Origin of the sequence: Rothia sp. HSID18069 (genome assembly GCF_003989155.1) — a bacterium.
GTDB classification, from domain to species: Bacteria; Actinomycetota; Actinomycetes; order Actinomycetales; family Micrococcaceae; genus Rothia; species Rothia aeria.
On sequence record NZ_RBMG01000001.1, the window covers coordinates 458,790 to 480,793 of the forward strand.

Consider the following 22,004-nt stretch of genomic DNA (forward strand, 5'->3'; position numbering starts at 1 on the left):
GAGACTCAACAAATCAAAGCTCAGTAGATGTAACACACCCAAAAATCTAGATTGTACATATGAGTCCTTAGTTTTTGATGATAAGGCCCACGAATTATTCAGAGTGAGGCTGGGGGAGCGTTATTTCATTGTTTTGCCTAGCAATACGCTTTGTGTGTTTCGCAGTGATAATACTGTTCTGGTGAGACTTTCAGGGATTTTCGCGCTACTGTTAAGGGCTATGGCATCTTTCGATTTTTCTGCTGAAGTTAGGGAACTGCGCGCTGTTTACGCCTCAATCGCCGCTGTGAGCGACCTTGAGGGTATTGAACGTGCCATTGCGGAATTATCGGAGCGTGCCGCCGACCCGCAGCTATGGGACGATCCGCAGGTTGCGCAACAGGTAACAAGCGCCCTGTCGCATAAGCAAGCTGAGCTGAACCGCCTAACATCGTTGGGATCGCGTATTGACGATGTTGAAGTCATGGTTGAGCTCGCCGAAGCGGAAGACCCTCAAAGTGCACAGGAGCTTCTGAGCGAGGCACGTACTGAATGTGTGAGCATCCGCCGCAAGCTTGAAGAGCTAGAGGTACTCGTGCTGCTATCAGGCGAATACGATCAGCGTGAGGCTGTGGTAACGATCCGCTCGGGGGCTGGCGGGGTAGATGCTGCTGATTTTGCTGAGATGCTTCTGCGTATGTACCTGCGCTGGGCCGAAAAGAACGGTTACCCGACGAAATTGCTTGACACCTCTTACGCTGAGGAAGCTGGGCTGAAGTCGGCGACGTTTGAGGTGAACGCCCCGTTCGCTTTTGGACGCTTGTCGGTTGAAGCTGGGACGCACCGGCTGGTTCGTATCTCCCCGTTCGATAATCAAGGGCGACGCCAGACTTCCTTCGCGGCGGTGGAGGTGGTGCCACTCATTGAGCAGACTGACGCTATTGAGATTCCTGAGGCAGAGATTAAGGTGGATGTGTTCCGCTCGTCTGGCCCCGGCGGGCAGTCGGTGAATACCACCGATTCTGCGGTTCGCATGACTCACCTCCCTACGGGTATCGTGGTGTCGATGCAGAACGAGAAATCGCAGCTGCAGAACCGCGCTGCCGCTCTACGTGTGCTGCAGTCACGACTGCTTCTATTGCGTAAGGAAGAAGAGGACGCGAAAAAGAAGGAACTCGCTGGGGATATTAAAGCGAGTTGGGGGGATCAGATGCGTTCTTATGTACTGCATCCGTACCAGATGGTTAAGGACTTGCGTACCGGTTATGAAGAGGGAAATACCGCGAACGTGCTCGATGGTGGGCTGAACGCGTTTATTGATGCGGGTATCCGGTGGCGTGCATCATCCCGTTCTGCGGGTAAGGATTAGTAGCGGCGCTCAGGCGCGTCGCATGAGGAATATACAGCTAGAGGATATGATGGCTCAGAAGAAAAAGAAGGGCGTTAAAGACCCAAATAATTCAATTATTGCCCAGAATAAAAAAGCACGGCATAACTACAATATTGTTGAGACATATGAGGCAGGCCTTGTGCTAATGGGCACTGAGGTGAAGTCGTTGCGTGACGGTGGCGCCTCCATTACTGATGGCTTCTGCCAAGTGAACGGTAATGAAATGTGGCTTGAAGGTATTCACATTGCTGAATACGGGTATGGTACATGGACGAATCATGCTGCTCGCCGCCGCCGTAAACTGCTGCTGCATCGTACTGAGATTAACCGGTTGGGACAGAAGCTGAAGGAGACCGGCTATACTGTGGTTCCGCTTAAACTGTATTTCAGTAATGGCCGGGCAAAAGTTGAGATTGCCCTTGCCACCGGTAAACGCGAGTATGATAAACGCCAGGCCCTTCGGGAGAGGCAAGATACGTTGGAAGCGGCACGCGCCATGCGCTACCGCAACCTTGGCGGCTAGTGCTGTAAAAGCAGAGCGGAAGTATACTCATGTCCTGAGAGACCAGGATTTAGCTCAGAAGACACCAGTGCGAAAGGTGTGTTCTACCGTATAATAGAGGGTATCTTCACCCCATAAGTGGAGAGAGCAATCAACCAAAGGAGACTGACTGTATGTCTGAAAATTTTAGCCCTAACAATGGGTCTGCTGATGCGCCGAAGTTTACCCCGGCTCCGCCTCCGCAGGGTGCGCCAGTACCGCCGCCCATGCAGGGCTACCAGCCGAATCCTAGCGCTGCTCTGGCTATTACAGCTTTGGTTCTCGGTATTCTTGCGTTCCTGATTAGCTTTATCCCAATCCTTGGGTGGTTGCTTGGTATCGGTGCCGTTGTTTGCGGTGCGATTGGCTTGTCGAAGATTAAAAAGCAACTGGCTAGCGGTAAAGGTATGGCAATTACTGGTATCGTGCTGGGCTCTATAGGGTTTGTTGCCGCATGCGGATGGTTCATTTTTGGCCTTATTGCCTATGCAGCAGGTGCTCACTAAAAGTAGCTACTTTTAAAGTGTAGAGTGTGGGACGTTCCCGGAGACGGCATGTCCCACACTTTGTTTAACCAATATTCCATTTGTCAGCGCGAGAAACGGCTAGCGAATTATTCAAAAACCTAATCTGATATGGGACGTCACCGCAGAAAGCCTGAGGAATAGATAGGTGTTTCCGTATAATGGTGTGTAGCCTCGTAACTTTGTGAGGCTATCAACCGACAAAGGATCTGACAACTTTGACCCTGGGAATGGGTCCGGTGAGACGCCAAAAGCTGCTTCGGCTTTGCCTCCGCAAGGTGTGCCGGTACCACCGCCCATGCAGGGCTACCAACCGAAGCCAAGCTCTGCACTGGCGATTACTGCCCTTGTATTGACCATCCTCGGCCTGCTAACCGCTATTTTCATGGTCGGTGGCCTGCTGGGCCTGGTCGGCCTGATCCCCGCTATAGTTGCTCTTGCAAAAATTAAGAAGGGTAACGCAAGTGGTAAAGGGATGGCTATTACCAGTACCATTCTGGGTACCCTGTCTATCATCCTGGCTGTTGGTGTGCTGATTTTCAACATTATGGTTTTTGTGCAGATGCAGGAGTGCGCAAAGAAAGCCCAACACAATTCTAATGGTGAATATACCTGTGAAGTTATGGGGATGAAATTCACTGGGTACTCAAAAACTACCACCACGTATCGTCGCTAATATGTAGATGATATGGGCGGCCCGTAAAACTTGTACACTCCACCAGTCACAATAAGTACAGGATTATTAATACCACCATTTTTTAAAAATATGTATTAACGAATTATATGTACATAGAATATGGGAAACTAGGGTGTCTCAGCCGCTGTGGTTGGGACACCCTAGTTAGTGGTATTTATATCGGAGACACAGCGCGGGAGCAAAGCAGGCTCTGAGGCAAAACAAGCTAGTATTGTCCTGATTACCCTGATTACCTGGTACGGCAAAATACAGCACTGCGTTGATACCAGTGAGAAGGACTCCAACGGTACGGTGATCTGTCATATTGACGGGCAGAACTTCTCTGTAAACACTAGGGGTGGAATAGTAGTTCACGAGATTCCGTAAGCTTGGGGCGGCCCACCGGGGAGGGCGCACATCTCTGCTGATGGCGCGTTTTAGCCTTCTTGTACGCGGTTAGACGCGGCTAACCGCAGGGTACCGTGCGTTTACATCTGATTCGCGTAAAATGGACTCACGCATGTTTTAAAATCGTGCGGTAATCGCCGAGCCCCAAGGAAGGGTATAGATGTCACATAATCCGTACCAGCAATACCCCGGTTACCCTGGTACTCCGCCGCAAGGACAGGGGGACTGCCCGGCCTCCTACCCAGCCCCGGCACCGGGTTACCCGCAGCAGCAGGGGTACTATGCTGGGCAGCAGGCACCCGGCTACGGTACCCACCCAGGGCAGTATCAACAACATCCTGGGTATGAGGGTATAAACGCACCAGGATATGACTACGACTACTATGACCTTTACGACAACTATGGTGCCTACCCTGGGCAGGATACCGTCCCCAATGCGGTTCTTGCGATTACCTCGCTCATTGTTGGCCTATTGAGTTTGTTTCTGGGGATCTTCTACTATGTGGGAATACCGTTAGGTATCTTTGCCATAGTTGTAGGGATTGTTGCGCTTAATAAGATCGGTAAGAAAACTGCCACCGGTAAAGGGTTCGCTATAGGTGGTATGGTCACAGGGGGACTGGCTCTTCTGCTAGCAGCAGTTACCATTACGATCACTGTTTTCTTGCATATACAGCTGGAGAATGACTGTCGTGAAGCTGGCACTCCTGACGGCAACGGGCACGTCACATGTGAACTTGACGATGGAAGCTCCATGACTGTTCCCGCCAAATAGGTACCGTCCTTCAAAGGGGATGCTTCTGAGTAGAAGACATCACCCTTTTTACTGTCTCTCCCAGCAGAAGCGTCACGGTAACCCCACACAAGGTTTGCAATACATGAGCGCTGCGGCTATACTGATTCTCTAACCGTTACTGAGCGGTGCCGTGCCGTCTAGGTATGGATACGGAAAACGTTCAGGACGGCGCTTTTTGATAAAAGCATAGGGGGATGATCGGTTTCGACGATGTGAGTCGAGATGGGTGAAGCGTGCCGAGGATGCAGGGTTATCTCGTTAACGCCCTCTGCAAACAAATAAGTGCAGAATCTAAGCGCACTGACTTCGCACTCGCTGCCTAAGCGCGAGTTGCAGTCTGTCGGCCTGAGCATGCCTTTGGCTCAGGAACCGGCATCGTTTTAAAAGGCCACTGCTGTTGGCCCTTGTCGTAGGGGCTAGCGGAACTTTTTATACGAATAGGTTCGTCGGTGTAAGTGTTTGTGCAAGCACCGGAGCCGAAAAGTAGCGTTTTCACAAACTGCGCACGGAGAAGCCCCGTCGAAGCCACAACGGACCGGGGTTCGATTCCCCGCATCTCCACGGAAATCCCCAGGGTTCCGCTCCACGGGACGAACCCGTTACAGTACCGCCTAGCGCCTCCACACCAGTGGAGATGCCAGGCGGCTTACTATTTTAATAGACCGCTTATGCCGTGCATCGTTCCCCAGGATGCCGTAGTATCGTAAAGAGAGCACGCCCGCTAAAAACCGCCTCACCGGCAGGAAGGCGAACATATGCGGGGTGATACCAGTAAAGATTTTTTGCAGGAGACGGCATATGGAGCCCACACCTAATACACAGCACCCCTACGCCCAGCCTTCCTCACCCATGCAGCCTGTGCCGCCGCTTGCCCAGCTGAGCCCCCAAACAGTGCACCCCCAAGCCGCGCCCACGGTAGCTGGTATAAGCGCTCTAGACTACGATTTCAACTACAACCGTATGCCTGCCGAGTACGAGGTGCCCGACGAGTACCGGCGCCCCTACGGGCGAGCGCCCGGCGATATCCGCGGACCCGGTTATTTCTACGCAGTGGGTGGTTTTGCTCTAGCCCTTTTCTCGCTTGTATACTCTGGGGTTCAGAGTCTCACTACTCTCTCGCGCGCTGCGTCAATGTACCGGCCCTACGAGATCGTGCAAGTCACTAACGTACTCATGGGTGGGTTGCTTCCGGCACTTATGGCATTCATCCTAGGGATCTACGCGTTTAAGGTCAGCGGAAAGACTAAAACTAAAACCTCCGCATCCTCCCGTACAACCACTTTCAGCTCACTAGCTATAGTTCTGGGAGGCCTGAGCATTCTGGGACTGATAGGATCTGCGGTGCTCTATGTGCTTGCTTTCTTCTAATACAACAGAAACATAAGATGCAGGGAGGGGACGCACGTTCTGTGCGTCCCCTCCCTGCATACATATGTAAGAGAAGAGCGAGAGAGCTAGTCCTCACTAATCCCGATATCGCTCAGCAGCCCCTGCGCTTTTGAGTGCAGTGCACCATTTGTGGCCAGCACGCTCGTGCGCTGGCTGTACGTGGTTGATGTCGCATTATTCCCGTTAAATGTGGTGATTTTACCGCCAGCTTCCCTCACAATCGGCACCAGAGCAGCCACATTGTGCATGTTCAGCTGCGGGTCAGCCGCGATATCGACGGCGCCTTCTGCCACCAAGCAGTACGACCAGAAATCGCCGTAAGCGCGGGTACGTTTCACAGACTGTGCTAAGGAGAAGAACCGCTGTTCCATACCGTTCTCAGCCCACCCCGCAAAATCTGAGTACGATAGTGAAGAATTCGCAATATTAGCGACTTTTGATACCTCTAAGCGGGTGGCGCGAGCCAAAGATTTACCAGCATAGGACCCTGAGCCTTTGGCGGCCCACCAGCGGCGCTGTAACGCGGGTGCAGACACCAGACCAACCACCGGCTCGCCCTCATCCAGAAGAGCAATGAGGGTAGCCCACACCGGCACACCACGCACAAAGTTGCTGGTGCCATCAATCGGGTCGATAACCCACTGCCGTGAGGTGGTACCCATGGTTCCCGACTCCTCACCAGCAACACCATCACGGATACGAGCCCTCTGCAGCTGGGCGCGGATCAGCTGCTCAATCTCACGGTCCGCATCGGTGACGGGGGTGCCGTCATCCTTCATGTGAACGCTCATGCTGTGGTCGGTAAAACGCGCCATCGCAACTCGATCAACGCTATCAGCTAAGGTGTGCGCTAGGCGCACGTCATCGGTGTAAGGGGTCGTGTTCATAGTCCTTATTCGGTTCTCGTATCGGTGGTCATAGTATTTATGGTACGCCCTTAGCGCCCATAATGAAGGAAACTTTAGGTGAGTGAGCCTAACTCCTTCTCATCGTCGCCCGCTTGGTCTGGGGCCGCCAGCAGTTTACGCATAGACGCCAACCGGTCGGCGCCACTGGGCCCAGCCTCACCGCGAGCAACATATGCGGTTATACCGCACCCGGAGGAGTCACCAGTGTGGGTGCACCCCCTAGGGCACTCTACCGCACCGGGGGCAAGGTCAGGAAATGCCTCCACAACCTTCTGCATCGAAACGTGGGCTAACCCGAAAGAGCGGATGCCCGGGGTGTCAATAATCCAGGTGCCTGGCGGAACCTCAACACCTGCATCCGAGGCGGGCTGAAGCGCTAACGCTGACGAAGACGTGTGCCGCCCCCGCCCAGTCACTGAATTCACGTGCCCGGTAGCGCGATCAGCACCCGTGAGGGCATTAACAAGAGTGGATTTTCCCACTCCCGAATGGCCCAACAGAACCGACACGTTCCCCAGCAGATCGCCCAGCAGCTCACGCACAGGGCCGGTAGTGAGGCCCTCAGCGCCCTCCTCGCTCGGGGCACGCCCATCAGATGCCGCGGAGAGCACAATCCGTAATCCCGAGCGCTGATAGTAGTCCAGCAGATCCTGAGGGTGGCGTATATCGGTTTTGGTGACGCACAGGATAGGCTCAATTCCCGCATCGTACGCAGCTACAACGGCACGGTCAATAAAACCGGTGCGGGGCTGAGGGTTTGCTGCAGCCACCACAATCACCAGCTGGTTTGCGTTCGCCACCACCACACGCTCGGTCGGGTCAGTATCATCCGCGCTACGCCGCAGCACGCAGGAGCGCTCACCTAGCCTCACGATGCGGGCGAGAGTATCTTTCTTGCCGGAGGTATCACCCACCACATCCACGAAATCGCCGGTGACAATTGCGGTACGGCGTAGTTCACGGGCCCGGGTCGCGACTAGGGTGCGCTCATTAACGGTGCCTTCGGCAACAACAACGGACCAGCGTCCCCGATCCACCGTAATGACACGGCCACGAATCGCGCTCTTGTGAGCGGGGCGGTCTTTCGTACGCGGCCGTGACCCGCGCTTATTGGGGCGTACCCGCACATCTGACTCGTCCCAGTCCAGCACATCACGGGAATTCAGCCGCGACGAACCCACTAGCGGCTCCCTTCCAGCTGGCCCAACATGTTATTCCACAGGCCAACAAAATCGGGGAGGGTTTTGGCGGTGGTAGCAATATTCTCAACCACCACACCGGGCACACGCAGCCCCAGTACCGCCGCGAATGTGGCCATACGGTGGTCCTCGTAGGTGCGAACCGTCACCGCCGCATTGGTGGCTGCCCGCTGAACAGGGGCATCAATAACAAGCCCGTCATCAAGTTCATCGGCAGAGCCGCCCAACCGGTTAATCTCGACCCTTAGGGCCTTCAGCCTGTCTGTCTCATGCCCACGCAGATGCGCAATACCACGCAGCTCGGTACGTGCCGGAAGTAAAGCGCAAATGGCGGCTAGCGTGGGTGCCAGCTCCCCGCATCGTGCCAAGTCAAAAACGTACTCTCTCTCGCCCCCCACTGCGGGGGAGCCCGTGACCGTCAGCCCCTTTTCACTGTAAGAGACTGTCGCACCGACCGTCGGCAGCAGCTCGCGCCACATATCGCCTCCCTGGGTGGTGCCAGGCTGACCGTCACCCGCCGGGGCGGGCCAGTCGGGAATCGTCACAGAGGTACCTGTCACCGTTGCCGCCGCAAGAAACGGGCCAGCGTTTGATAGGTCCGGCTCGATCGTCTTCTCAAACCCGCGGATAGCTCCGGGATGCACCACCCATGTGTACTGCTCAGGGGAGCTCTCCACCCGAACGCCCAACTCACGCAGAGTCTCAACAGTCATCTCAATATGCGGTACTGAGGGTACCGCATCCCCAACGTGCCGAATCACCAGCCCCTGCGGCAGACGCGGGGCCACCAACAGAAAAGCCGAAACGAATTGGGAAGATGCACTGGCATCAATACACACTTCGGGGATTGCGGAGCCCTCAACAGGGCGCTGCGCCAAGCCCGGAGACTGCACCGTAAAAGGTAACGCATCGGCCTGATCGCCCTCACAGGGTACATCCACCCCCAGTTGGCGCAAGCCATCGAGCAGGGGAGCCATAGGGCGTTTGCGAGCGTGTGCGTCCCCATCGAAGCCGAACTCGCCAGGTAATAACGCCGCCAGAGCAGGCACAAAACGCATAACGGTTCCCGCCAGCCCGCAATCAATGGTGCTGTAACGCGGGGTGGCGGAAGAGAAGTCAATGGGAGTGACCCGCAGGTCAGGGCCAAAAGGTGAGTCTGTCTCTAAAGACTCAAAACGTGCCCCAAGGGCCTCCAACGCCTTTATCATCAGCAGAGAGTCACGCGAATGTAACGGGGCGTGCACAACCGATGGGGAGTCCGCCATGGCCGCCAGCAGAAGATACCTGTTAGTGAGTGATTTAGACCCGGGGATACGTACCGTCGCCCGTGCGCCAGGTTCACCAGTGAATAGGGGGGCCGGCCAGTCACCCGGTGTTACCCCGGGGTGAACGGGTGCCGTATCACTCATATGTATCCCCACAATCTTATTAATAGGCGGCGCGGCATCAGCCATAACGGGTGGGCAGCAGCCACCCCGCCTACTATTCTACCGGGCACCCGCCTGTAGGTCCCACCGCGAAACAGTACGACACGGTACTACGCAGTAGCACAAAACTCGTCAATATACCCCATCAGTTTAGTCTTCAACGCCTCCGGAGCCTGCTGTGCACACGAGCTTTTAATCTTGGCGCGCACCAGCTCCTCAAGATTCTTGGCCTCCGCACAGTGCGCACAATTATCAAGATGTTCCTGTAACTGAGCTATCTCCTCGGCGCTTAAGGCACCATCCAAATACTCGTAGATGCTTTTGAGCTGTTCAGAGCAGGGGTTTCCCCCGCAATCCTCTGTTTTTTCCACGGGATCTCCTTATCACTAACAGTTGGAATAAAAACTACTTTTTGCTCAGTGCCTTCTCAATCGTTGAGGGGCGCACACCGTTCTCACGGGCATAATCAACCAGTTTTTCACGCAGAATACGCCTGCCGCGGTGCAGCCGAGACATGACCGTCCCCAGCGGGATATCCATAATCTCGGCGATCTCCTTATAGCTGAACCCCTCAACATCGGAATAGTAAACAACCATCCGAAAATCCTCCGCTAAGGCCGAGAACGCCTCACGCACCTCAGTATCCGGTAAAGCGGCAAGCGCATCGGCCTCAGCTGAACGTAACCCCACAGCGTCATGTTCACCAGCCCGGGCCAGCTGCCAATCATTGACGGCCTCAGCGTTAGCGGTCTGCGGTTCACGCTGGCGTTTGCGGTACAGGTTAATGTAAGTGTTCGTGAGGATGCGGTACAGCCAGGCCTTCAGGTTCGTGCCCTGCTTGAATTGGTGGAATGAGGCGAACGCCTTCGTGTAGGTTTCCTGCACGAGGTCTTCAGCGTCGGCGGGGTTGCGGCTCATCCGCAGTGCAGCAGCGTACAGCTGATCCACGTACTGCATCGCATCTGTGGTGAAACGGGTGCGGAGCTCACGGCTGTCGAGAGTCTTCGTCGCCTCAGCGGCGTTAATCTCGCTCATCTGCTCTCTTTCCTGCCGCCACCAGGACGGCACATCTGCGTTCAGGGTCTTCCTCCAGCATACCTGCACCGGGTGTTCCTGCTGGCTCCAACAAAACTGCGGTGGGTTTTATTCCCCGTGAGCTTGCTGGTAAAGCAAAACCCCGGCGCTGAGAAACACCGGGGTTCATAACGTATGCAAAGCGACCTTAAGAGTTGGGGCGCTTACCGTGGTTTGCGCCGCTCTTACGACGATCCTTACGCTTGCGACCGCGCTTGCTCATGCGAGCCTCCTTCATTCTTGGGTGGGTGCGCCACTACTGAAGAGGCACACCCCGCTGACCGCCCTGTTCAGGTACACGCTCCGGGTACAGGACACGGGGCTGAGCACTAGGGCAACGCCGTTTATTTTTTCATAAAAATGACGCGAATGCATCTTATCCGCCGCCAGTGAGCGAAAAAACACGCAGAATCCGCGTCGCAGAAAAGGTCTAGGGCTGCTCCGGGATACTCAGCCAAGAGTACCAGCCGCGGTGCAGCACCAGCCAAGCGATCAGGCCATACCCGGACTGCCCAGGCAGCCCGTTATTGGTCGCCAAATCGTTACGCCACTGCTCATGGTGCAGCAGCGGGTTAAAGGTATCAACATACACCTGGTTACGGCGGGTTACCACATCTGCGTAGGCAGCCGACAAGTCGGCAATGCGCCTGTTCCGCTCAGCGTCGAGCGTGGGAGGCGGGCCTACCACCAGCACCCTGATGTTATTCTGCGAGGCCATATCCACCATGTTCGCCAGGTTAAGACGTGAACGGGCGCTCGTGAGCCCTAGATCAATGTCGAACGTGGAGGGGGCTATCACGAGACGGTTATCGGCACCGGGTGCGAAGCGGCGGCGTGCCTCTTCAAACCAGCGTTCATTGAGCAGATCACTGCCTTCGTTGGGGGCGGCCAGGTTATAGGCCGTGATAGATGCATTATTGTGGGGGGTGCGGGCCATGACACGACCGAACCAGCCTAAGGTGCGGGGGTCACCCACACCCGCGAGCAGGTCGTCGCCGACGGCTACGAGTCGAATATTGCGTTGCTCCACGGGAATCTTTCTTCTTTTATCGGTGGTAGCGCCCGGCGCTTCACCCTTATGTGCAAAATTCTCTAACTACAAGCATAAGCGGTACACGGGCTGTTTATCTAACTTTGTGGCATGTTTTAGATAACCGGGGCGCGCATCCGCGCCAGTGCAGGGCACAGCACGTATCCTCAGACGCGTCCAATGTAAGGGCAAAGGCCCCGCCTTCTTGACAAATGAAGAAGACAGGGCCCTCACATGAGACTCACTACCTATTGAACCGGTTTAGCCTTCAAAAATCTGCTGCAGCAGAACCTCATGTTCGGCGGTGTGGCGTTTGCCGGTGCCCGCAGCGGGAGAGGCCGAGGCGGGGCGGGCAGCCAGACGTACCGGGCGGTCTATAACCGGCAGCAGATTCATGGCCATGAAAGGCCACTGGCCCTGGTTCGCGGGTTCGTCTTGGGCCCACACCACATCCTGGGCGTTTGAGTACAGGGCCAGCTGCGCCTTAATTTCGGCCTCGGGCAGCGGATACAGCTGCTCAACCGTGACAATCGCGGTCTTAGTGTCGCCGCGCTTAGCACGCTCAGCCTCAAGATCGTAGTACAGGCGGCCTGAGACGAGCACCAGGCGCTCAACCTCGGCCGGGTTCACACCCGAACGGTCACCAATTACCGGCTGGAACGAGCCCTCGGTGAAGTCCTCAATTGATGAGGTTGCGCTCTTGAGCCGCAGCAGCTGCTTGGGGCTAATAACCACCAGCGGCTTGTACGGACGGTGCTGGCTGTGGCGGCGCAGCAGGTGGAAATACGAGGCCGGGGTAGAGGGAACCGCGACGGTCATATTGTTCTCCGCGCACAACTGCAGGTACCGCTCAATACGGGCCGAAGAGTGATCCGGGCCCTGCCCCTCATAGCCGTGCGGCAGCAGCAGCACAAGCGAGGAACGCTGCCCCCACTTCTGCTCCGAAGAGGAAACAAATTCGTCAATAATGGTCTGTGCACCGTTCGCGAAGTCGCCGAACTGTGCCTCCCACACCACGAGCGAATCCGGGCGTTCAACAGAGTACCCGTACTCAAAGCCCATCACACCGTACTCCGACAGCAGTGAGTTATAGATACGCAGCGTGCCCTGTTCGGCTGCGAGGTTCTGCAGCGGCGACCACTCCTGATCAGTGAGGTGATCATGCAGAACCGCGTGACGCTGCACGAAGGTGCCGCGCTGCACATCCTGCCCGCTCATGCGCACATTGGTGCCTTCCAGCAGGACAGAACCAAGCGCAAGCAGCTCACCCATACCCCAGTTCACCTTACCGCTCTTACCCATTTCGACACGCTGCTGCAGAAGCTTCTGCAGCTTCTTGTGCACAGTAAAGCCTTCGGGTACGTTACCAAATGAGTTGGCGATAAGCTCGAAAGTATCACGCGAAATCGCGGTGACACCGCCGTGAACCACCTCGGTACCCTGCTGCGACGAGGGCAGCTCAATACCTTCAACATTCGCACTGTGAACCAGCGGAACAGCCGTCTGAGTCTCCGCGAAAATAGCATCCAGCTTCGAATGGTAGGCGTTCAGAGCCTCATCCGCTTCTTCCTGGGTGACATCGCCACGGCCAACAAGGGCCCTAGCGTACAGGGTGCGGGTTGAGGGCATCTCATTAATGATCTGGTACATCTTCGGCTGAGTCATTGACGGGTCATCCGCCTCGTTATGGCCGCGACGGCGGTAGCACAACAGGTTAATGACCACGTCCTGGCCAAAGCGCTCACGGTACTCGAATGCCATACGCCCGGCGCGCACCACAGCCTCGGGGTCGTCGGCGTTCACGTGGAACACCGGAGCCTTGGTCATACGCGCAATGTCGGTGGCGTGGGTTGCGGTGCGTCCGTCCTCGGGGGTGGTGGTGAAACCGATCTGGTTGTTGACCACAATGTGCACGGTGCCGCCGGTAGTGTAGCCACGCAGGTTCGCCATCTGCAAGGTCTCCATAACGATGCCCTGCCCGGCGAATGCTGCATCACCGTGGATAAGGATCGGCAGAATCGGGCGGCCTTCAACACCCTGCTCATTGAGCACGTCCTGCTTGGCCCGCACGATACCCTCAAGCACAGTGTTGACCGCCTCAAGGTGGGAGGGGTTAGCCGCCAAGTACACTTGGGTCTGTTTGCCAGAGTCAGAGGTGTACGTACCTTCTGTGCCCAGATGGTACTTGACATCACCGGAGCTGTTCCCATGCGCAGGCTCTGCGGTGCCGCTGAATTCGCGGAAAATCTGTGCGTACGACTTCCCAGCGATATTAGTCAGCACGTTAAGGCGGCCACGGTGCGCCATACCAATAGCCACACCGTTCATGTCTTTACTGGCGGCCTTGTCAATAATCGCATCAAGCAGCGGGATGAGAGACTCACCGCCCTCAAGGGAGAAACGTTTCTGGCCCAGGTACTTGGTCTGCAGGAAGTTCTCAAACGCCTCAGCCTCAACCAGCTTATTCAGCACACGCAGCAGCTCTTCACGGCAGGGCTTGGTATAACCGTGCTCCAGCTGGTCCTGGAACCACTGGCGCATCTCGGGGCTTTCGTTGTACATGTATTCCACGGCTAGGGTGCCCGCGTACGCCTCGTTCAGGCGTTCCAAAATGGTGCGTAGCGGCAGCGCGTCTTTGTCCCCGAACCCGCCGGTGGGCCACACGCGGTCCAAATCCCACAGGCTCAACCCGTACTTCTCAAGCTCCAGATCGGGGTGGGAAAGCACCTGGTAGCCGAGCGGGTTGGTCTGCGCCACAAGGTGCCCGTGCACCCGGTAAGCGTGGATGAGCTGCTGGATACGGGCAACCTTTGACACCTCAATGTCGGGGTCAACCTGGTTATCGCGCGACCAATGCAGCGGTTTAAAGGGAATACGGATAGCCTCAAAAATCTCGTCGTAGAAGCCTTCAGCACCCAGCAGGTAGCTTTCTACGATCTTCAGGAACTCGCCCGAACCGGCACCCTGAATCACACGGTGATCATAGGTGCTGGTGAGGGTAATTACTTTCGAAATAGCGTTTTGAGAGATGATCTTGTCAGAGACTCCGCGGAACTCTGCCGGGTACTCCAAAGCACCCACACCAATAATCGCGGCCTGCCCTTTAGAGAGGCGCGGTACCGAATGGACCGTACCAATACCACCGGGGTTGGTGAGCGAAACGGTGGTGCCCGTAAAATCTTCAAGACCCAGCTGCCCGGCACGCCCGCGCTTCACAATATCGTCGTACGCCTCCCAGAACTCCAAGAAACTCAAAGTCTCGGCACCCTTAATGTTCGGCACCACCAGGCTGCGGGTACCGTCAGGGCGGGGCAGATCAATCGCCAAACCAAAGTTCACATGCCCGTTGTGAATAGCAATCGGCTTGCCCTTTTCATCATGCCCGTACGTGACGTTCATAGACGGCATAGCAGCCAGCGCACGAATTACAGCGTAACCAATAATATGCGTGAAGGAAATCTTGCCGCCACGGGTACGCGCTAAATACTTATTGATCGCAGCACGGTTCTCAATCAGCAACTTTGCCGGGACTGCGCGCACAGTGGTCGCGGTGGGGACGGTAAGGGAATCCTCCATATTGGTAGCCACAGCTTTTGCAGGACCACGGAGGGGAACGATCTTATCTTCTATTTCTTCCACGTTTTTCGCCTTTGGTGAGGGGGTGTCTGCCTTGGGGGCGGTCAGGGGTGCGTCTTTAGCCGGTGCAGCGGCGCTCTTCTTCGGGGCTTCTGCCGCGGCTGGTGCCGTGTTGGGAGTATCCTTCTCAACGGTTGCGGTGGTGGATGCGCTCGCTACAGCCTCAGTAGTATTCGCGCCCGCCGGGGCACCCGAAATAGCCTTATCAATAGACTCAAAAATAGGCCACCAGGAGGGAGCCACTTGATTTTTATTCTGCTGGTAACGCTCATACTGCTCTTCTACGAACCATTCGTTACCGGCAAATTCCTCAGGTACCAGGTGATCTGGCAGATTTGGCACTTTGACGCCTCTTCCTTACTGTGAATTTATCCGTCGCGTCCGGGGGAGTCCCCGGCACTGAAGACCCGCATCATTGAGGGGCGAATCATCACGCTACAGCCCGCGCGCCGCTGAGACTAAGGGTGCCGTTGTCACGGCATCTTTGCCACCGGCGGCACGCCGGTGTTTCTGCTTAATAGTGTAGAGAGAAGGGTGCCTAACTTTCCACCTGGACGCGACTAACTCTGTAAAGAAATTTGAGAAATATGCACCGGGTGCATAGGCAGGACGTCATCTCATGAGAAGGTGCCGTCAAGAATCTCCATCAGAAATCTGTAAAAGCCCCAGCAGCCCGGCCGAACACTGAGAGCTAAATCCTCCCTTACCCTCGGATGAGGGAGAAAACTTCGCTAGAATATAGCCTATGGATGACCCTTCTAGTTACCCTGTGATAATCATTACCTCAGCCAGCGGTGCTCTCGTGCGGGTGGTGCGCGCGTGAACATCGTGCTACTTATTATCGGTCTAGTGCTCATACTCGGGACCGGTTTTTTTGTTGCTGTCGAGTTTTCTCTGGTGGCGTTGGAAAGCTCCGCAGTACAGGCGGCCCGTGCCGCCGGTGACCGTAAGGCAGATGCGGTTCTTAAATGCCTAAAAACCCTCTCAACCCAGCTCTCAAGCTGCCAGGTGGGGATTACCATCACCACCCTACTCACCGGTTACACGCTGGATGCTTCTATTAACTCCCTCGCCTCCGGGGCCATTACCTCCTTGGGGCTGCCCGAGGTCGTGGCGCATGCGTTCACCCTTATTCTTGCGATGGGTATCGCCACCCTGTTATCAATGCTTTTGGGGGAGCTCGTGCCTAAAGGGCTCGCCATTGCCCAGCCATACCAGGTAGCACGCCGCATAGCACCGGTGCAGCTGGCATTTACCAGCCTCATGAAACCCGTGGTGCTTTTTATGAACGGTTCAGCTAATAAAATTCTGAACCTCTTTGGGATGGAAGCCCAGGAGGAGTTGTCTGCCGCCCGCAGCCCCGAAGAACTCTCCGCTATGGTGCGCCGTTCCGCCGAACGCGGCACTCTTGATTCATCCGCCGCCCGGTTTGTGGATCGCACACTGAGCTTTTCGGAGCTGACTGCCTCGGAAGTCATGACCCCGCGCGGGAAAGTCACCATGTTAGAAGATACCGCCCCCGTGGCTGAGGTTATTGAGCTGGCACGTTCCACCGGGCATTCCCGCTTTCCTCTGTATCGGGAAGACCGGGACAATATTGTGGGCGTGGTACATGTCAAAAAAGCTGTGGGTGTGCCCGCTGAGGTGCGAGAAACCCTTGAAGCCGGAACCCTCGCTGAAGACGTGCTTCAGGTGCCTGAGACCCTGCATGTGGATGCCCTCCTGACGCAGCTGCGAGAAGGCGCCCTTCAGCTTGCGGTGGTACTCGACGAATACGGGGGCACCGCCGGGATTACCACCCTCGAAGACCTTGTTGAAGAGATTGTTGGAGAAGTATCTGACGAGCATGACGTAGGTGACAGCACCGACCGGCCTCTGCAATACGGGAACGGTGACTGGGTTTTCTCCGGGCTGCGCAGACCCGGCGAAATCAACAACTATATACCCGAACTAACGGTTGAAGAGAACCCCGAGTATGAGACGGTGGGAGGGTTCATGATGGAGCGCCTAGGACGTATCCCCGATGAAGGAGACACCGTGCCGGTACCTGGCGGTACGTTACGGGTAGACGCTATTGACGGGCGCCGAGTTGACCGCATCCGTTTTATTCCCGACACCGCCCAAACAATGTACCTGCGAGCAGTACCCGCCCGCAGGGACCGTACAGCAGCAGGGGAGAAGCGCGCATGAACGACTGGATAGCTATTGGCCTGCTCGTTTTCCTTCTTGCTGGAAACGCTTTTTTCGTGGCCGCGGAATTCGCCATTATGTCTACCCGCCGGGCCCAGATCGAACCCCTTGCCGAGAATGGTAGCCTGCGAGCCAAAAAGGTACTGTACGCCCTTGAGAACGTTTCCCTCATGCTGGCTACCTGCCAGCTGGGTATCACTATCTGCTCCTTGCTCATTTTGAACGTCTCAGAACCAGCTCTGCACCACCTGTTGGAGCACCCCCTAGCTGCCACAGGCATCCCACCTGTGGCTGTGGATGTGGCGGCTTTCTCTCTCACCCTCATACTGGTCACCTACCTGCACGTTATCTTTGGGGAAATGGTTCCCAAAAACGCTGCTGTCACCTTGGCGGCACGTGGTATTGCCCTGTGGATTGTGCCCTCTCTTATGCGAGTAGCCCGCATTTTTGCACCCGTGGTGGCTCTGCTGAACGGCATGTCAAACCGGGTGCTTGCATGGGTGCGTGTAGAACCCAAAGACGAAGTTGCCTCAACCTTTACCTTGGGTGAGCTGCAGTCTATTGTGGCTCAATCCACGGCTGAAGGAACCGTTGAAGACGATGCGGGTGTGATCGGCGGGGCCCTGGAATTTACCGAGAAGAGCGTGTCCGAGATTATGGTCCCGCGGGAGCAGGTGCAGACCCTCACCCTCGGGTGCACCCCGGCTGAGCTGGAGCACGCCGTGGCCCGCACCGGGTACTCCCGGTTTATTGTGACCGACCCCGAGGGCTCATATATGGGGTACCTGCATCTGAAGGATGCTCTTGCGGTGCCGCCTGCGCGTGAACATATTCCGTTCGGGTGGCGGCAGGTGCGTTCTATGTCGGTGGTTGCTCCCGAAACCGATATTGATGATGCGCTCGCTATAATGCAGGGTAATAATTCGCATTTGGCGCATGTGGTGGGGAGCAATGGCCGGTCGCTTGGCGTGGTCTTTATGGAGGATGTGCTTGAGGAACTGGTGGGTGAAATCAAGGACACCACGCAGGATAGGGTGCGGAGGCTGCAGGCAGCAAGCCGCGCATCAAACGACAAATAAAGAGTTGTTTATACGGGTAATGGCGTGCTTTAGTGTTGTTAAAAATCCTTTCTCGGCGCGCCATAATTGAAAACAGTTATCACTAACTGTAGCCTGGTGTATACCCGAACCAGCCACATACATGAAAGAGTCTAAATATGAAGAAGATCCTTGGTGCGGCATCCGCGCTTTTGATGACCTCCGCGCTACTGACCGGGTGCGCTACCTCCAATAACTCGTCGGGTGATTCAGGTGGCGGCAGTAACACCGCGAAGGTTAAGGTTGTCACTTCCACTGACGTCTATGCTGACCTTGTTAAGCAGGTAGGTGGCGATAACGTGGATGTCCATGCGTTCGTGAGCTCTACCGCTACCGACCCCCACTCCTACGAGGCATCCGCCTCCGATAAGCTCCAGATTAAGGACGCTAAGCTGGCAGTTGTAAACGGCGGCGGCTACGACTACTTCCTGGAAAAAGACGCGGGGCAGAACAACCAGAAGGTTGTGAACGCCGTAAAGACCAGCGGTAAGCTCTCCGACGCCGACTATGATCACCTGATTGAGCATCACAGCGGGGGAGAAGGCCATGGCCATAACCACGGCAGTGAGGCTGAGGAGGGCGGCGGTCACGAGCACGCCCACGAGTTTAATGAGCACCTGTGGTACGACTTCGACACGGTGAAGAAGGTGACCAATAAGATCGCTGATGATCTTGCCGAGATCGACAGTTCCCACGCCGACCAGTACCGTGAGAACGCGAAGAAACTCACCGGCGAAATTGACTCCCTTGAAGAATCTGCTAAGAAGATTAGCGGCAAGGGCAAGAAATACATCGCCACTGAGCCTGTGCCCGATTATCTGATTTCTTCAACCGGTGCTGAGAACTCCACCCCCGCAGAGTTCGCTGAAGCCGTTGAAGAGGGGAAGGACGTCCCCGCGATTACTCTGCAGGAGACCAAAGACCTGGTGACCGAAAAGAAGGTAAACCTGGTTGCCTATAACTCGCAGACCGAAACCTCGCAGACTAAGGAGGTACTCCAGTCTGCAAAGGATTCGGGCGTGGCTAACGTATCGTTTACTGAGACTCTGCCTGAAAACACGAAATATGTGGACTGGATGAAGAGCAACGTCAGCAACCTTGAAAAGGCACTCTCCTAAGTGAATAATTCACCTACCTCCGGCACCCCCGCGATTTCAATTCGCGGGGGTAGCCTATCGTTTGGCACCCGTTCCCTCTGGGACAATCTCACCCTTGATATTGGCCGGGGTGAATACTTCGCGGTACTCGGCCCGAACGGTTCGGGTAAATCCACTTTCCTAAAAGTGGTACTGGGCCTCATGCGTATGTCGGCTGGTGAGGTCTCGGTCCTGGGCCGTCCCGCCCGCGCGGGTAACCCCGGTGTAGGGTATATTCCGCAGCAGAAAGCGATCGCTACTTCCACCCCCATGCGTGCCCGTGACCTTGTGGGCTTGGGCGTGGACGGGCATCGTTGGGGTATTCGGTTATCAGGCCGTAAATACCGTGCGAAGGTTGATGAGCTGCTGGAAGCTGTGGGCGCCACCGAGTACGCTAATGTTCCTGTGGGGTTACTCTCCGGTGGTGAGCAGCAGCGGCTGCGGGTCGCGCAGGCTCTGGCGAATGACCCTAAAATCCTGTTGGCTGATGAGGCGTTACTGTCCCTTGACCTGAACCACCAATATGCCGTTGCGGAACTGATTCACCGTTTCAACCGGGACCACGGACTCTCGGTAGTGTTTGTCACTCATGAGATTAACCCGATTATTGAGCATGTGGATCGAGTGCTGTACCTGGCAAATGGCAGGTTTACGGTGGGAGCCGTTGACGAGGTAATGCAGACACAGACCCTCAGCGAGCTGTACGGGACCCCGGTAAACGTCCTTAAATCTAATGGACGGTACGTCATAGTGGGGCAGGGACATAGCGGCGGAACCCACCTTGTCGAGGAAGAAACCGTGGGCCTAACTGCACGGGACACGTATGAGGGGGAGACTACCAACGCTCCCACCAACCCAGTCCATAGCAGCAACCAAACAATAAACACCAAGAGTATCCATCCGGGAGGTCAGGCATGATGCACGTACTGGCGGCCGCATCCTCCACCCAGCAGGGGGATTTGCTCTCCCGCATTTTTGTGTTTGAACGCTACGGCGAGCTGGTTCAGCTATTGCAGAATTCTATTCTGGCTGGTGCTGTTCTGGGCATCATTGGCGGATTTGTGGGCGTATTTGTGATGATGCGCGACCACGCTTTTGCGGTGCACGGTATCTCTGAGATGTCATTTGCCGGGGCTGCTTTAGCGTTACTGCTCGGTTATGATGTGGTGACTGGCTCAATGGTGGGCTCCATTGTTTCGGCGCTTCTTATTGGCATATTGGGCGTGAAAAAGCATGACTCAAACTCGGTGATTGGTGCGCTTATGCCGTTCGGTTTGGGGCTGGGCATTCTGTTTCTGTCTCTTTACCAGGGGCGCAGCGCAAATAAATTCTCGCTTTTGACGGGGCAGATCGTTTCGGTAGACGCTGACCAGCTGGGTAACATGATTGGCGGCGCCATCGTTATTATTACTATTCTGGTGCTGGTATGGCGGCCGTTGAGCTTCGCTTCTTTAGACCCAGAGGTCGCCCACGCGAAAGGGGTGCCGATGCGTGCCCTGTCGCTGGTGTTTATGGTGGTGCTGGGGATTGCAGTGGCGCTGTCGGTGCAGGTGGTCGGTTCTCTTTTGGTGCTGGCGCTTCTGATTACTCCGGCAGCGGCGGCAATGCAGGTGACGGCTTCTCCGCTGCGCACGCTGCTTCTGTCAGTGCTGTTTGCTGAGGCCGCGATCGTGGGCGGTATTCTGCTGGCGCTGGCTGGTTCTTTGCCGATTAGCCCGTACGTTACCAGTGTTTCGTTCTTCATCTATATTGTGTGCCGTGTGATTGGCGCTATTATGCGCAGGCACAGCGCATCAGGCCGGTCGGTTGCCGAAGACACGGATGCGCACCACCATCCCGCGCACCTATAAAAAGAAAGAAAAGATGTGGGCCTCACCCCGTACTGGGGTGAGGCCCACATTTTTAAAAGCTTTTCTTTTCGGTTACTGTATTTCGACGGTTACCAGGGACTCATTTTTACGGCGTTCAATCGTGCAGTCGGGGCAGTAGCCGGTTACCTCAACCACGTGCTCAAGCTCTGAGAACCCGTATTTTTTACCCATAGAAAGCGCCCATTCTTCAATGGCTGGTGCTTCTAGCTCAACGGCTTTCCCACACCTGCGGCACAGCAGGTGATGGTGGTGGGTGTCTGCTTGACAATGCCGGTATAGGGATTCGCCTTCGACTCCTTTAATGACGTCGAGCTCGCCTGTGTTGGCGAGAGACTGCAGCACCCTGTAGGTGGTAGCTAAAGAAACTTGTTCCTTGCGGTTAGCGAGGATGAGGTGAAGATCTTGAGCTGAGATAAAATCTCCCAACTCAGCCATGGTTGCTTTGATAACGCGGCGTTGCCGGGTGTTGCGGGCTTCGGCGTGTTTGACGATTTTACGAACGGGGATGTGGGTATCCAATGTATTGCCTTCCGGTGTGATGGAGCACCTCGGATAATTTGAGAGTGGATTCCTTTCTCAACGACTTTACACTAATTCTTGCCCTGCTGGTGCGTATTTTATGGTTTTCTCAGCTGGTGGCGATGAAAGAAAGTAAATCCTAGGAGATTGTTGTGAGCTCTTTGAAATGGTGTGTGCTGCAGTGGATAGCTTAGAAAATGTGTGATAGGCGTCG

20 protein-coding genes and 1 other RNA gene are annotated in these 22,004 nt (G+C 55.7%); 12 read left to right on the plus strand and 9 right to left on the minus strand.

Going from position 1 to position 22,004, the window contains the following annotated elements; all coding sequences use genetic code 11:
• Positions 1-220 precede the first annotated feature (220 nt).
• The 7 genes from prfB to D8M41_RS02140 all read left to right on the plus strand — a co-directional run bounded on the left by prfB (position 221) and on the right by D8M41_RS02140 (position 5,682).
• Positions 221-1,348, plus strand: a complete 1,128-nt coding sequence (gene prfB, locus D8M41_RS02110; RefSeq protein ID WP_023134026.1) for a peptide chain release factor 2 — start codon at positions 221-223, stop codon at positions 1,346-1,348.
• Between the two features lie 49 nt (positions 1,349-1,397).
• The gene (gene smpB, locus D8M41_RS02115; protein WP_037235281.1) at positions 1,398-1,892 is read left to right on the plus strand and encodes an SsrA-binding protein SmpB; all 495 of its coding nucleotides are present in this window, start codon (positions 1,398-1,400) and stop codon (positions 1,890-1,892) included.
• 152 nt (positions 1,893-2,044) lie between these two features.
• Complete coding sequence (locus tag D8M41_RS02120) at positions 2,045-2,416, plus strand: DUF4190 domain-containing protein (protein ID WP_126926314.1); 372 nt, start codon at positions 2,045-2,047, stop codon at positions 2,414-2,416.
• 316 nt (positions 2,417-2,732) lie between these two features.
• Positions 2,733-3,110 (plus strand): DUF4190 domain-containing protein, encoded by a 378-nt coding sequence (locus tag D8M41_RS02125; RefSeq protein WP_126926315.1) that lies wholly within the window; start codon positions 2,733-2,735, stop codon positions 3,108-3,110.
• 568 nt (positions 3,111-3,678) lie between these two features.
• Positions 3,679-4,293: a DUF4190 domain-containing protein gene (locus D8M41_RS02130; protein ID WP_126926316.1), complete on the plus strand. Its 615-nt coding sequence runs from the start codon at positions 3,679-3,681 to the stop codon at positions 4,291-4,293.
• 211 nt (positions 4,294-4,504) lie between these two features.
• Positions 4,505-4,878, plus strand: a transfer-messenger RNA (tmRNA) gene (gene ssrA / locus D8M41_RS02135).
• 234 nt (positions 4,879-5,112) lie between these two features.
• Positions 5,113-5,682 (plus strand): hypothetical protein, encoded by a 570-nt coding sequence (locus D8M41_RS02140; protein WP_126926317.1) that lies wholly within the window; start codon positions 5,113-5,115, stop codon positions 5,680-5,682.
• A gap of 86 nt (positions 5,683-5,768) precedes the next feature.
• Here D8M41_RS02140 and D8M41_RS02145 read toward each other — a convergent pair whose 3' ends face one another.
• The 8 genes from D8M41_RS02145 to D8M41_RS02175 form a co-directional block, all read right to left on the minus strand.
• On the minus strand, positions 5,769-6,590 hold the full coding sequence (locus tag D8M41_RS02145) for an inositol monophosphatase family protein (protein ID WP_023134019.1): 822 nt from the start codon (positions 6,588-6,590) through the stop codon (positions 5,769-5,771).
• Between the two features lie 74 nt (positions 6,591-6,664).
• Positions 6,665-7,792 carry a ribosome small subunit-dependent GTPase A gene (gene rsgA / locus D8M41_RS02150; protein ID WP_126853222.1) on the minus strand — a complete coding sequence of 376 codons (1,128 nt, stop codon included), beginning with the start codon at positions 7,790-7,792 and terminating at the stop codon, positions 6,665-6,667.
• Positions 7,792-9,219: a 3-phosphoshikimate 1-carboxyvinyltransferase gene (aroA, locus tag D8M41_RS02155; protein ID WP_238693453.1), complete on the minus strand. Its 1,428-nt coding sequence runs from the start codon at positions 9,217-9,219 to the stop codon at positions 7,792-7,794. Before aroA ends, rsgA begins: the two co-directional genes overlap by 1 nt.
• A 128-nt stretch (positions 9,220-9,347) precedes the next feature.
• On the minus strand, positions 9,348-9,608 hold the full coding sequence (gene rsrA / locus D8M41_RS02160; RefSeq protein WP_006887573.1) for a mycothiol system anti-sigma-R factor: 261 nt from the start codon (positions 9,606-9,608) through the stop codon (positions 9,348-9,350).
• Between the two features lie 34 nt (positions 9,609-9,642).
• Positions 9,643-10,272 carry a sigma-70 family RNA polymerase sigma factor gene (locus tag D8M41_RS02165; protein ID WP_051344421.1) on the minus strand — a complete coding sequence of 210 codons (630 nt, stop codon included), beginning with the start codon at positions 10,270-10,272 and terminating at the stop codon, positions 9,643-9,645.
• A gap of 187 nt (positions 10,273-10,459) precedes the next feature.
• Positions 10,460-10,534, minus strand: a complete 75-nt coding sequence (locus D8M41_RS12120) for a 50S ribosomal protein bL37 (RefSeq protein WP_371518435.1) — start codon at positions 10,532-10,534, stop codon at positions 10,460-10,462.
• Positions 10,535-10,741: 207 nt separating this feature from the next.
• Complete coding sequence (locus D8M41_RS02170) at positions 10,742-11,341, minus strand: GDSL-type esterase/lipase family protein (RefSeq protein WP_006887587.1); 600 nt, start codon at positions 11,339-11,341, stop codon at positions 10,742-10,744.
• A 261-nt stretch (positions 11,342-11,602) separates the two neighbouring features.
• Positions 11,603-15,319, minus strand: coding sequence for a multifunctional oxoglutarate decarboxylase/oxoglutarate dehydrogenase thiamine pyrophosphate-binding subunit/dihydrolipoyllysine-residue succinyltransferase subunit (locus tag D8M41_RS02175; RefSeq protein WP_126926319.1), 3,717 nt, complete (start codon positions 15,317-15,319; stop codon positions 11,603-11,605).
• A gap of 477 nt (positions 15,320-15,796) precedes the next feature.
• On the opposite strand from D8M41_RS02175, the gene D8M41_RS02180 reads away from it, so the two are divergent.
• The 5 genes from D8M41_RS02180 to D8M41_RS02200 all read left to right on the plus strand — a co-directional run bounded on the left by D8M41_RS02180 (position 15,797) and on the right by D8M41_RS02200 (position 21,250).
• Positions 15,797-17,167: a hemolysin family protein gene (locus D8M41_RS02180; protein WP_023134013.1), complete on the plus strand. Its 1,371-nt coding sequence runs from the start codon at positions 15,797-15,799 to the stop codon at positions 17,165-17,167.
• The gene (locus D8M41_RS02185; protein ID WP_126926320.1) at positions 17,164-18,246 is read left to right on the plus strand and encodes a hemolysin family protein; all 1,083 of its coding nucleotides are present in this window, start codon (positions 17,164-17,166) and stop codon (positions 18,244-18,246) included. The genes D8M41_RS02180 and D8M41_RS02185 overlap by 4 nt, the downstream gene beginning before the upstream one ends.
• Before the next feature lie 137 nt (positions 18,247-18,383).
• Complete coding sequence (locus tag D8M41_RS02190) at positions 18,384-19,382, plus strand: metal ABC transporter substrate-binding protein (RefSeq protein WP_006887577.1); 999 nt, start codon at positions 18,384-18,386, stop codon at positions 19,380-19,382.
• On the plus strand, positions 19,383-20,318 hold the full coding sequence (locus tag D8M41_RS02195) for a metal ABC transporter ATP-binding protein (protein ID WP_094757724.1): 936 nt from the start codon (positions 19,383-19,385) through the stop codon (positions 20,316-20,318).
• The gene (locus tag D8M41_RS02200; protein WP_094757725.1) at positions 20,315-21,250 is read left to right on the plus strand and encodes a metal ABC transporter permease; all 936 of its coding nucleotides are present in this window, start codon (positions 20,315-20,317) and stop codon (positions 21,248-21,250) included. Before D8M41_RS02195 ends, D8M41_RS02200 begins: the two co-directional genes overlap by 4 nt.
• Positions 21,251-21,322: 72 nt before the next feature.
• Here the strand turns inward: D8M41_RS02200 and D8M41_RS02205 are convergent, their stop codons facing one another.
• Positions 21,323-21,790: a Fur family transcriptional regulator gene (locus D8M41_RS02205; protein ID WP_006887361.1), complete on the minus strand. Its 468-nt coding sequence runs from the start codon at positions 21,788-21,790 to the stop codon at positions 21,323-21,325.
• Between the last annotated feature and the right edge of the window lie 214 nt (positions 21,791-22,004).

Bases quoted from the DNA above. Each gene is read 5' to 3' on its own strand.
- prfB (WP_023134026.1), top strand. From the start codon at position 221: ATGGCATCTTTCGATTTTTCTGCTGAAGTTAGGGAACTGCGCGCTGTT.
- smpB (WP_037235281.1), top strand. From the start codon at position 1,398: ATGGCTCAGAAGAAAAAGAAGGGCGTTAAAGACCCAAATAATTCAATT.
- D8M41_RS02120 (WP_126926314.1), top strand. From the start codon at position 2,045: ATGTCTGAAAATTTTAGCCCTAACAATGGGTCTGCTGATGCGCCGAAG.
- D8M41_RS02125 (WP_126926315.1), top strand. From the start codon at position 2,733: ATGCAGGGCTACCAACCGAAGCCAAGCTCTGCACTGGCGATTACTGCC.
- D8M41_RS02130 (WP_126926316.1), top strand. From the start codon at position 3,679: ATGTCACATAATCCGTACCAGCAATACCCCGGTTACCCTGGTACTCCG.
- D8M41_RS02140 (WP_126926317.1), top strand. From the start codon at position 5,113: ATGGAGCCCACACCTAATACACAGCACCCCTACGCCCAGCCTTCCTCA.
- D8M41_RS02145 (WP_023134019.1), bottom strand. From the start codon at position 6,590: ATGAACACGACCCCTTACACCGATGACGTGCGCCTAGCGCACACCTTA.
- aroA (WP_238693453.1), bottom strand. From the start codon at position 9,219: ATGAGTGATACGGCACCCGTTCACCCCGGGGTAACACCGGGTGACTGG.
- D8M41_RS02165 (WP_051344421.1), bottom strand. From the start codon at position 10,272: ATGAGCGAGATTAACGCCGCTGAGGCGACGAAGACTCTCGACAGCCGT.
- D8M41_RS02185 (WP_126926320.1), top strand. From the start codon at position 17,164: ATGAACGACTGGATAGCTATTGGCCTGCTCGTTTTCCTTCTTGCTGGA.
- D8M41_RS02190 (WP_006887577.1), top strand. From the start codon at position 18,384: ATGAAGAAGATCCTTGGTGCGGCATCCGCGCTTTTGATGACCTCCGCG.
- D8M41_RS02200 (WP_094757725.1), top strand. From the start codon at position 20,315: ATGATGCACGTACTGGCGGCCGCATCCTCCACCCAGCAGGGGGATTTG.